Origin of the sequence: Sulfurihydrogenibium sp., assembly GCF_028276765.1 — a bacterium.
In the GTDB taxonomy this organism is placed as follows: domain Bacteria; phylum Aquificota; class Aquificia; order Aquificales; family Hydrogenothermaceae; genus Sulfurihydrogenibium.
Genome location: NZ_JAPYVU010000012.1, coordinates 26,602 through 37,640, shown reverse-complemented (window position 1 = coordinate 37,640; position 11,039 = coordinate 26,602). Strand labels below are relative to the sequence as shown.

The 11,039-nt window shown below is 28.5% G+C and carries 9 protein-coding genes; all 9 read right to left on the bottom strand.

From position 1 onward, the window contains the following. Positions 1 to 132: 132 nt before the first annotated feature. The 9 genes from Q0929_RS03280 to Q0929_RS03240 all read right to left on the bottom strand — a co-directional run bounded on the left by Q0929_RS03280 (position 133) and on the right by Q0929_RS03240 (position 11,015). Positions 133 to 870, bottom strand: a complete 738-nt coding sequence (locus Q0929_RS03280; protein ID WP_299238150.1) for a ParA family protein — start codon at positions 868 to 870, stop codon at positions 133 to 135. Further along, positions 864 to 4,391, bottom strand: a complete 3,528-nt coding sequence (locus tag Q0929_RS03275) for a tetratricopeptide repeat protein (protein ID WP_299238149.1) — start codon at positions 4,389 to 4,391, stop codon at positions 864 to 866. Before Q0929_RS03275 ends, Q0929_RS03280 begins: the two co-directional genes overlap by 7 nt. Further along, complete coding sequence (locus Q0929_RS03270) at positions 4,388 to 5,362, bottom strand: glycosyl hydrolase family 8 (RefSeq protein ID WP_299238148.1); 975 nt, start codon at positions 5,360 to 5,362, stop codon at positions 4,388 to 4,390. The genes Q0929_RS03275 and Q0929_RS03270 overlap by 4 nt, the downstream gene beginning before the upstream one ends. 1 nt (position 5,363) lies before the next feature. Further along, positions 5,364 to 7,502, bottom strand: coding sequence for a cellulose biosynthesis cyclic di-GMP-binding regulatory protein BcsB (locus tag Q0929_RS03265; protein ID WP_299238147.1), 2,139 nt, complete (start codon positions 7,500 to 7,502; stop codon positions 5,364 to 5,366). After that, the gene (locus Q0929_RS03260) at positions 7,462 to 7,986 is read right to left on the bottom strand and encodes a hypothetical protein (RefSeq protein ID WP_299238146.1); all 525 of its coding nucleotides are present in this window, start codon (positions 7,984 to 7,986) and stop codon (positions 7,462 to 7,464) included. The genes Q0929_RS03265 and Q0929_RS03260 overlap by 41 nt, the downstream gene beginning before the upstream one ends. Next, a complete protein-coding gene (gene bcsA, locus Q0929_RS03255; protein ID WP_299238145.1) occupies positions 7,973 to 10,258 on the bottom strand; it encodes a UDP-forming cellulose synthase catalytic subunit in 2,286 nt (761 codons plus the stop codon). The genes Q0929_RS03260 and bcsA overlap by 14 nt, the downstream gene beginning before the upstream one ends. Before the next feature lie 2 nt (positions 10,259 to 10,260). Further along, on the bottom strand, positions 10,261 to 10,545 hold the full coding sequence (locus tag Q0929_RS03250) for a hypothetical protein (RefSeq protein WP_299238144.1): 285 nt from the start codon (positions 10,543 to 10,545) through the stop codon (positions 10,261 to 10,263). Next, on the bottom strand, positions 10,514 to 10,750 hold the full coding sequence (locus Q0929_RS03245) for a hypothetical protein (protein ID WP_299238143.1): 237 nt from the start codon (positions 10,748 to 10,750) through the stop codon (positions 10,514 to 10,516). The genes Q0929_RS03250 and Q0929_RS03245 overlap by 32 nt, the downstream gene beginning before the upstream one ends. A 118-nt stretch (positions 10,751 to 10,868) precedes the next feature. Then, positions 10,869 to 11,015 (bottom strand): hypothetical protein, encoded by a 147-nt coding sequence (locus tag Q0929_RS03240; protein WP_299238142.1) that lies wholly within the window; start codon positions 11,013 to 11,015, stop codon positions 10,869 to 10,871. Positions 11,016 to 11,039 lie beyond the last annotated feature (24 nt).

Here is an 11,039-nt window from a genome sequence, read left to right as displayed (position 1 = left end):
ATTGTAAAATAAAGATTAGAGTTTTGCATTTTTACCTCCTTGGTGGAATTTTTGCTATTACAATTTTAACTGCCACCAAGGAGTTTTTTTAGATGTTTTATTTATATTTGAATTTCTCACCCAAAGTGTATTTTATATTTTTATTAAATCTATAAATTTTAAAACAATCTTTTTCATGAAAACAGAAAAAGCACAGTTAGGACTATAAAACACGGTAGGGATACATTTACCCTGAGATTCTACAACGTTATTGTCTTTTGGCGTAAAACCCAAAAATTTTTCTCCTAATTTATACTTGATAATCCTTGCAAAATCTTCTTCAACTTTTGATGGCTCTGTTTTATTTATTATAGCTAAAATTTTACCGATGTATTCTTTATCTTCAAAAAATTTTTCAAAAATCACAAACGAAGAGAATGTCGCAGGGTCAGGTGTTAAAACCATTAAACTATAATTACCGACTTCTATGAGCGTTTCGATATGTTGGTTAATTCTTGGCGGTGTATCAAACATAACAAATTCGTAATTTTTGATAGCCTCATTGTTTAAAAATTTTTTTAAGTTTTCCATATTAAAATTATCTTCGTAAAAGGTTTGGTTTTTTAAACAAAAAGTTCCTGCCGGTATAAAATCAAGATTTGGCTCGTTATTTACTTCTCTATGGATTGCTTTTTCTGGGTCCAAATTTTCAAACAATATTTCTGATAATCCTTTGCTAAAGTCTTTACAAAGAAAAAATGCCAAACTATTTTGTGGGTCTGTGTCTACTAATAGAGTTTTATAATATTTAGATAATTCTGCAGCAAAATTTAGGGCAACTGTTGATTTTCCAACACCCCCTTTAAATGATATAACTGGAATAATTACCATTTATAAATCTCCTTTTCCAAATTAAGAAAATCCTGTTTTGTTATGCTGATTCTATTTCCAAAGAAATATTTGATAAAGGCTGTAAAGAATAGTTCATTATACTTCTGGGTTTTTCTGTATTCTCCGGCAATGTTAAATGTTAAGTTTTTGTTAAACAAATAAACATATGATATATAACCATCCAAAGAGATATCTGTATTATTTTTTTGACCGTCAGACCAAAGCAGCGGACCTAAGAATACTTTATAATGAATTCCATTTCTATCGTCAAAAAACTTAAAGCCTTCAAGCATGGGTGCAGCTATAAGTAAACTTTTTGGAGAAAAATATCCGCCACATCCAAAGTAATAACAATCTTGTCTCTTACTAAAGTGGTTATACAAGAAAAATGCACCGATATAATCTTCATCTCCTATTAATTTTCCATAGTAGACTTTTGGCATTAAGAGAACATTAGTATCTGTGTTTTCTTCTGTAAATTCTCCCTTTATTTTTCCAAATCTTGCCTCACTATATATTAAAGAATCTTTCTCTCCTATTTTGTTTTCATAAGAAACTTTTATGCCTTCTTCATATACTCTTCCCCAGCTATTGTAAGAATATGGGTCAATACTTCCTACATAAGATAAGATTGAATCTCTTATTGGAGTTCTATACAACCCTAAACCAATTTTTTTATCATTATTTACAATCTTGCCTTCAATCGTCCAAATAGGCTTTGAGCTAATTCCATTGCCCACTCTTGGGGTCAATCCAAAATTACCAGATAGAATAAATCTATCTGTGTTTAAACCAAAGCCTGCAAATGGCTCTAAACCACTATATGACGATGGAACCTCTCTTAATATAGTTCCATTACCAACACTTCCATAATGAGCATAATCCGATAAACCACCTGAATTTAACCCTGTAAAATACGTTCCTATATAAGCATAAAGTTTTTCGTTGAAGAAATATGTGAATTTTACAAATGGAGAAAAATCTGATAATTTGCTTTTTCCACTCTCGCCACTTTTATTTCTGTATTTAAAACCAGTGGATAAATTAGTTAGATAATCTTGTTCTTTTTCTGAAATTATTTTTTTTATTTCTTCTGTTTCTTCCTTCAATCTTTCTTCCTTTCTTTCATGATCAATAGAAGGAGATTCTGTCTTATTTATGATTGTGTTTATGATTGATGGAGCTGTATAATCATTGTTTGTTAAAATTTCTGTTTTTTTTTCTGAATCTATAATCAAGTTATCATAAGTATTATCGTTGTTGGTATTAAAAATATCCGGCAGAATGGTATCTTTTTTTATAGTCTTTTTCGTTTCAGATTCTTTTAGTGTTTGTAAAGGCTCACTTGTAATTGCTTTGGCTTGTGTAGAAACAGCACTGTTTTTGAGTGTTTCATATTTACTTATAATATTTTTTGCTTCTTTGTATTTGCCAATTGACGCATAAATTGTTGCTACTTCTTTTAAAACTTCAGGGTCATTAGTATCTTCCAATTCTTTAAGAAGTTTATTTAATTCTTCATACTTTTTTAGATTCATATACGTAAATGCAAGACCAACCTTATTTTTTTCTGAAGGTTTTAAGGCAATGAGATATTTAAATGTATCTTCACTGCATTTATAGTCTTTTAGATTATAACAAGACCAGCCTAAAATTTCCATAAGGTCTGGATCATTTTTAAAAAACATTAAACCTTCCTGGGCAACTTTTTTAGCATTAAGATAATCTTTATTGCTTAAATAGTATGCAGATAGTTTTTGATAGAATACCTTGTAAACTTCTTTCAATTGCTGCTTTTCTTCTTCAGATAAGTTTTTGGTAGCTATTGTTTTTATGATATTTTCAGCTTGATCGTAAAAATCAAGATCAATAAGCCCATAAATAAAAGCTAATTTGATTCCAAAATCATCCGGCTTTAATTCATATGCTTTCGAAATATTTTTAAAATATTCCTTTTTATCTCCTGTTTGTTTGTAATACTCTGCTAAAATTAAATAAGCTGTTGGATTATTCTTATCTAAAGATAAAATCTGATCTGCCAATTCTTTAGCAAGCCTTATATTCCCTTCTTTTAGATGCTCTTGGGCTTTGTTTGAAAGATATAATGCATAAATTTTGTTATAATCTGGATCTTTGATGTCTTTCTGCTGTAGTTTCTTAATGATTTCTAATGCTTTTTCATAATCTTCAAGCTTTATATAAACAGCTTTCAAGCCTTTTAAAGCATCTGTATTGTTTCCATCAATCATTAAAGCATTTTCATAAAAATTCTTAGCTTTTAAAATGTCATTTTTTTCTAAATAAAGGTATCCTAATAGGAGTAAAACATTTATGTTTGATGGTTTTTCTTTGTATAATTTGAGCAAAATATTCTCTGCTTCAGAATAATTACCTGATTTTATTAATCTTAAAGCATTTTCCATTTCTTTTGATAGCTGTGATTCTTTAATAAGTTTTAAATCCTCTTCTTTTAAATATTCTTTGAATTTTTCAAGACTTGCAAAATCACCTTTATCTAACAAATATTGGACGTATGCTTTTTTAACAGATTCGTTTTCAGGGTATTTACTGTATAGTTCTTTAATTATTTTCTCTGCTTTTGATTTGTCAGTTTTTAGGTAAGCATAGAACAATCCGACTTGAGATTCTATATTATCCTTATATCTTAAGCTTTTTTGGAAAAATTCAATTGCTTTATTTGAATTTTTTTCAAGATAATCATATCCTTCTTGCATAAATGCTACAGAGCATGCATCTTTTTCTAATTCTTTTGAATTTTTAAATTCTAAGGATTCAAATATTCTGCATGCTGTGCCAAATTTTTTTTCTTTTATGGCAATCAATCCGATAACATACTTGGCATCTTTTGAAAATTTAGTTTTTAAAAGTTGATTAGCTAATTCTTTAGCTTTTTCTAAATTATCGGCATTTAAAAAGTCATACATAAGTTTAACTTTTAAACCTAAATCTTTTTCTGCACTTTGGATTTTCTCTTCCTGTTTATACGATTCTTCTTTCATTTGCTTATTTTTTAGCTCTTGATCTACTTTTGATTCTTTTGTCTGTATTTTTACGGGCGTATTTATAGAAGACTGTTTTTGTGAGTTTTCTTTAGAAACAGTTTTTTCTTGTTGATTTTTGATTTGTTTAACTTGATTACTGCTTGATAATGGTTTAACTTCTTGCTCCACTTTTATTTCTTTTGTTAGTACGTTTAAAACTTCATTTTGCGTTGGTGTTAAATTTTCATTTTGTGATACCGAAGTTTTTCCAATCTCAATTTTCACATTAAACCCGTATTGTGATAAGTAATCTTTCAATCTCTGGATATAGGCTGAGTCTTTAGATTCAGCACAGATTATTTTTTTATTATCTAAAAAACATTTATTAAATCCGTAATTTTTTAATGATTCAATAGTAGTCTTGTAATCTTTCTGTGGAATAACAATTAGCTTATAAACTTCTTCAGCATGACTTAAAGAGAAGGAAAATAGGAATGGTAATAAAATTTTTTTATTCATCTTTCCACTCCTGAATTTAAAAATAACTCAAAAGTATCACAAAAATAATTATTCCTATCAATATTTTTTAGCTCTTCATACTTTTTAAAATACTTATCGTCATTATACAGAATATAAAACCATCTATAAACACAAAATGGAGATTCTTGTTTTGTCTGATTTTGTTCATTTAGCTTAAAAGTCAACGGTATGTAACCTTCTTTTTTAAAGAATTCATCTATTGTTTTGAAAGAGTTTCTTAATATTTTTACATCATAGTTTGATAATAAAAAGTAAGGAATAAGTCTGTAGACATCCATGTTTATCTCTGAATTTAAGGATAACTTTTTTTCTATTAAGTTAAATCTAACTGTATTTGTTAATGGAGATAAAGTTATTATATTATTCAAAAGGTAATCTAAACTAAGTTTAAATAATCTATCATCTTTAAATTCCTTTAAAATGAAAGGAATGTAGTATGAAGGAAAAATCTGTATATCATACTTTTCATTCGAAAAGCCATATATTCCAGGCAATAGAAGTATATTTTTTCTCTCTTTTTCATCTAAAACAATAACTATTAGTCTTTTTATACTATTTTTAATTTTATTGTAATATTCTAAATATTCTTCGTTTTTCCACTTTAAGTATGCAAGTCTTAAAGCATATGCAATTAGCAAGTCTCCATCGGTTGCATTATTTCTATCTACAATTGCATTGTTATAAAGCCAAGAAAAAAGATAATCTTCCCTAAGCATATTTACTTTGGTCCATTTCCAAAGTTTGTAAAATGTGTCTTTATCATTGTACATAACAGCCAAAATCATTCCGTATCCTTGGCTTTCTGAAGTTACTCTATTGTTATTATAAGGGTCTATTATAAAACTGTCATTTCTAAAATATTTATTTTTATATTCCTGCCATGATAATTCCTGAGCTTTAACACCAAATAAACCAAACAACAAGATTGCAACAATAAAAACCCTAATCATATTAGATTTCACCTCCTAATCTTCTTTTCTCCCTTATATCAAGAAGTTTTTTAATGATTAAAGAAAGAATAACAACAACAGCTAAAAATCCAAGTATAAATTTTGTTGGAGAATATCCAAATTCGTATAAAAGTTTTTCAAAAAATGGCATGTATCCAATAAAATATGTTGGATTGATTTTATCACTGAAGTACTGATTTATATAGAAATCCCAGATTGTAACATTGCCTTTTATAGTTCCTGCATATTTTGGAAGGAATAATCTATATGCAGCATTTGGAAGATTTTGTATATTTTCTGATGTGATTATTGTAATCGTTCTGTCATTATTATAAGGCGATTGTGCCATGATATAAAATACTTGGTTGGTTAAAGCATTTTGATAAGTTAGTTTAGCTAATTTATTTTCTTTTTCCTCATTTCCATAAATTTTAGATTTCAGGCTTTCTTTAACAAGTTTTAAAACCGGAGACTTTAAATCTATATTAGCATCAGATATTTTTAAATTAGAATTTTTATAAAATTCAAGCGGAAGATTTTTGCCTAAGGCAATAATATCTTTATCTTTAAGTTTAGAAACATCACTTGTAACGGTTAAACCTAAGAAAGGCATTCCAATTTTAGTTCCCATATAAGCTGATAATGTTAATAATGCTGTTATGTTATTTGGATCTTTCTCGGATAAATATATAGCTGTTTCTTTTAGGTCTGGATTAATTGAGTATGGAAAAGCATCGGAAACAAAAAATTCTAAATAAGGCATTTCAAACCAAAAAGGCAATTCTGGAATTTGAATGTATGAACGCTGTGAAAAGATTGTTCCCCTGAGAGTGTATAAGTTTGGAGATATACAAAAGCCCCCGCCGGGTGGCATCATAGCGTATTCAATTTTAAGCTTATTTTTCCCGGGAACCAATAAATAAGCCGGTATTTTAATGTCCTCTTCTTTTAAAACTACACCATATTTTTTATCCATCTTTAAAGATGTAACGTATTTATCATTTAAATAAATATTGATGACAGAGTCTTCTCTTGCGCCTGCTCCATAGTTGTACGCAAAGTGGAATAATATTTTTTTCTTTCCTTGAACGAATATGCCAACCGGTATATTAAATTCAATTTCTGCAGGGGGCGGGAATAATCCTGATACTTTTATATCATCATAGCCCAAATCATAAAAGTAAACCTTTTTACCCAAGGGTATTAAGTTATTTGATTCGAATTTTTCTATTTCTGGATTTTTCCCTTGATAAATTTGATAAAACCTTCCGGTGAAAAGTTCATTTTTTACTTTTATGAAATTATTAACGTTCTTTTCAAGTTGGTCTAAAGAATTTCCTGAAATAAGAACTACTGCTTTTGTTATGTTATTTGGATTTGGGATAATATAGATATCCGGGAAGTTCTCATTTTGTAAATTTAGAAAATTTTTTATAAAGCTTTTTGTTCCAATTATAAACACATCTCGGTCTGATGGTAATTCTTTATGATAACTTATAAAAATTCTTCTGTATCTTATAAAAGAGCCTATATATCCGGATAATTTTGATGCAAGTTCTAAATACTTATCAGTTGTATCTTCAGTAATCATACCGATTTTAACAGGATTAAAGTTTTTCATATCCAAGATATAGTCTCTAATTAATAATGTATCTTGGAGTATAGGCTTTTCATCGTAGGTTATTTTTATATAACTATTTTCTAAATCTATCTTTGACCATAATTCTGGGCTTCCTTCAAACTCACAACAATTAAGGCAGTAATGATGAATAGACCTTATTTTTAAATCATTAAAAGGTTCTAAATTATTTGTTGGCAATTTAATATCTGCAGTAACTATATCAACCAAAGGATTATATACAGATTGATAAGCAAGCTTATTATTCCAAAATACTGAAAAGTGACTTCTCTCTTTTAAAAGAGCTGGAGATTTCTCTATTTCTATATGCAATGTTATATCTTTTACTATAAATCTATTAGGAATTGGAACCTTTATGTTATATTCTGCCTCTATGCTTCTTAGCATTGGATTTTGAAATGCGATATCTTTTAATGGAACAATCATTTCGTTTGCTTTTGAAATATATACAATGATTAAATTAAACCATATTAAATAAACAAAAATCCTTGCCGGTTTCATTGCTGCACTCCTCTTCTATTATTTTTATGTCTGTCTCGAATATGTTAGAAAGTATAAGAGAATATAGATTTGCATAGAAATTACATAACTTAAAGTTTGTTTTACTTTTTAAATATCTAACAAACAAAGAATCGTAATGAAAAATATTAATACTTTTATTTTCTAAATTGATTTTTACTTGAGAGACTCCTAAATTATTTAAATTAAAAAATATATTCAAATTTTCCCAGATTAGCTCAATATTTTCGTTTCCTATTTTATTTAAATTTTCCAAATATGCCTTATTTTGTTCATAAAAATTCCTTGCAACTCGAGATGTAAAGTAATTATAATCTTCAGAATCCGCCATAGATATTAAAGTGCTAAGAAAACTGTTTAATATATCAAGATTGTAAGCTTTTAACTTTTCTGGGACAATTATTATATTTCCTTGATTTTGAACAATTTCCTGTTTTTCTTCTTTCTTCTCTTTAAACAGTTTCATTTAATTCCCTCCTTAGCAGTTTTTTATTTAATTTTAGCATAAATTTTTGTGTTAAACCTTTAATCTCATTGATAAATTCCGCCGTTGCCATTTTATAGGCTTTCGTAAAGTTTTCTATAAATATTTTTGTTAGAAAGATTGTGGTTTGAATAGGATTCATTTCTCTTTCTTCTCTAAAAATTTCCCACCTACTACTATCTGCGTATACGACTTCCGTCAATTTTCTATAATCTTCTAAGGTATTTGCTTCAAATTGAGCTCTAATATTTTTTGAATTTGCATTTACGACCCTACCTTTTAAAACGAAAGGCAATCCCCTTGCGTCCATAATAACAAACTCAATTAAATAATCCCTTACTTCCGACAAGTAATCTGTGATATCTTGGTCTGTCTCTACCCAAATACCTGTTAAGGATATATCCCTAACTTTTCCTGAAAAAACTTGGGATTTTGTATAAACAATAACATCATCTTTTGCAGGTATTCTAAATGCTCTTCTTCTTTGAGGTCTTTCACGAAGAACGCTAATTCCAATACCTAAAATAAATAGGTCAAAAATTTGCCAGAATAAAACTACTAATACGGTACCTCTTTCATCTGGATAGTTAACCCATCTATAAAAACTAAAGAAAAATGATATTACAATAAGATTGAACAAAAGATATACAGGCTTATAAAAAGGTGACAAGAATTCTTCTTCAAGGTTTTCTCCTTTTGGGGTAACTTTAAATGTTGGCTTTCTCGGGCTTAGTATAACGCTTATAATAGCTGGAAGAATAAATATGGACTGGATAGCTTCGTATATTTCTGAGAAAAAGTTCCATCTAACTTTTGCATACAAGTAATAAGATAAAACTATACTCATTATAAAGTGTGGTATAGCGTAGCTTGCTGCTTCTTGAATATTTGCACTGTAGATTTGAGCACCAAACATTGGATAAAGTATGGGTGCTATCAAGAATACAAACCTTGCAAATCCAAAAAACCAAAAAATATTTGCATTTAAATATCCTAATCTTTGGTACCACTTTAAACCTTTTTTAAAGAGAGGATTTTTAAGTAAAAATATTTGTATCATTCCTTGAGCCCATCTTGTCCTTTGGACTACAAAAGCGGAAAATGTTTCTGGTTGTAAGCCATAAACCATTGGTCTACCATAGTAAGCACTATCATATCCAAGAGAGTGCAGTTCTAAGGCTGTTTCCGCATCTTCCGTGATGGTTGTACCCTGTATTCCGCCAACTTCCTGTAGGTATTTTCTTCTCAGTACTGCTGCAGAACCGCAGAAGAAAGTTGCACTCCAAAAATCTAAACCTTTTTGAATATGTTTATAAAACATATCAGCTTCTGAAGGCACTATCCTGAAAATTCCTAAGTTTTTTTCAAGTGGGTCTGGATTGTAAAAAGAGTGTGGGGTTTGTACAAGAAATAACTTAGGATATTTATTAAAAAATCCTACTGTTCTTTTTAAAAAGTCTTTCGCAGGAACGTGGTCACAGTCAAGAATTAGGATTAAATCACCATTTGTTTTCTTTAAAGCCTCGTTTATGTTTCCGGCTTTAGCATGAAGGTTTCTTTCTCTTGTAATATAATGTAAATTTCCACCAACTTCATTCACAAAGTCTTTTAAAGCTTGCGACCTTTGTCGGTTTTCTTCTCTTTTAGCAGGGTCTGGGTCGTTTAATTTTTGAGTTGTTCCGCCGTCGTCCAATATATAAACATTAAATTTATCTTGAGGGTAATCCATAGAAATAGCAGCTAAAGCTGTTGTTTTAACTATCTCTACAGGTTCATTATATGTTGGTATAAATACATCTACGGTTAAAAAGTCTTCTTTTTTTTCTAAATTTATATGGTTTCTTTCCAGTAATCTTAAGGACATAAAAGATCCTAGAATTAGAATAATCATCGAATATAACTCAGCTAAATATAGAATTATTGATGCTATCGCATTAAATATTCCGTCATCCAAGTTGAGGGTGTTAAAAGTTCTCCAATAAAAGTATCTTAAAGAGACAAAAACCCCTGTCAAAATAATAAATACTTTAATAGATTCTTTTCTGTTTTTTATGAAAATTAATGTTAAGAAAAAGATGACCAAAAATGATAAGAACTGAACCCATAGCGGCGTTGGTATTGTAATAAAGATTATATATGATATAAAGACAGGAAAGAAAAGAATTTTAAGCCATTTCTCGGATAAATATTTATGTAAATAATCTTCTATTTTAATTAAAATAGCATTTATATCCGCTTTTTTAGATTTTCTCATTTTTACTTTTTAAACAAGAAAGTTTTTAATATTTGTATATTTTTAATATTTTGACTACTATATACAACATCTTCATTTTTAGATTTAATTTCTTTAAGTGCGTTTTTTATATCCATACTTCCTAAATTTTGGTTAATATAATTTAAGATAGGGTAATTTCTCAAAATTTTATTTAATTCATTTTCTAACGCATAATCCTTTGTATTTATGATTGTATCACTTTTGGCTATAGAACTTTTACTTTCTTTGTTTTTCTTAAACACTTCTTTTATGTTTTTTACGTCCATATTTAACTCCCCAGAAAATTTTAAGATACTTATATAATATCTTATCGTAAAAATGAAAAATATTTTTACGTGTATAAGTCATACCAGTTTGGGAAAATTCCGATTTACTTGAATTCATAATATCACAAAAGTATTGTAAAGGTGATTTTTTGTTTAAACTATGATGAGGTCTTTCTGTGTTATACCATAGCATATATTGCAGCATCTTTTTATTAAACTCATGAATATCTTCTAATTCGTAATCTTTATATTCATTCTCTCTACATATGCTTGTCCTTTTGGATATCTTGGATAGTTAAAATAATGTTTTATATCTTTTTTCTTTAATGCTTTGTAAACTCACTTAAGAATTCACTTCCATTATCTGTCTGTATTCCTTTTATCTCAAATGGCATTACGTTTATTAATTTCTCTAAAAAGTCTTTTGCATTTTTACTATTTAGCCTGTCATATGCAAAAGTAAAGGACATTCTAGATATGGAGGTAATTTCTCA

What these genes read in the sequence shown, in the direction of transcription:
- Q0929_RS03265 (WP_299238147.1), bottom strand. Translation starts at nt 7,502, where the DNA reads ATGAAACCGGCAAGGATTTTTGTTTATTTAATATGGTTTAATTTAATC.
- Q0929_RS03280 (WP_299238150.1), bottom strand. Translation starts at nt 870, where the DNA reads ATGGTAATTATTCCAGTTATATCATTTAAAGGGGGTGTTGGAAAATCA.
- Q0929_RS03240 (WP_299238142.1), bottom strand. Translation starts at nt 11,015, where the DNA reads ATGTCCTTTACTTTTGCATATGACAGGCTAAATAGTAAAAATGCAAAA.
- Q0929_RS03260 (WP_299238146.1), bottom strand. Translation starts at nt 7,986, where the DNA reads ATGAAACTGTTTAAAGAGAAGAAAGAAGAAAAACAGGAAATTGTTCAA.
- bcsA (WP_299238145.1), bottom strand. Translation starts at nt 10,258, where the DNA reads ATGAGAAAATCTAAAAAAGCGGATATAAATGCTATTTTAATTAAAATA.
- Q0929_RS03245 (WP_299238143.1), bottom strand. Translation starts at nt 10,750, where the DNA reads ATGCTGCAATATATGCTATGGTATAACACAGAAAGACCTCATCATAGT.
- Q0929_RS03250 (WP_299238144.1), bottom strand. Translation starts at nt 10,545, where the DNA reads ATGGACGTAAAAAACATAAAAGAAGTGTTTAAGAAAAACAAAGAAAGT.
- Q0929_RS03275 (WP_299238149.1), bottom strand. Translation starts at nt 4,391, where the DNA reads ATGAATAAAAAAATTTTATTACCATTCCTATTTTCCTTCTCTTTAAGT.
- Q0929_RS03270 (WP_299238148.1), bottom strand. Translation starts at nt 5,362, where the DNA reads ATGATTAGGGTTTTTATTGTTGCAATCTTGTTGTTTGGTTTATTTGGT.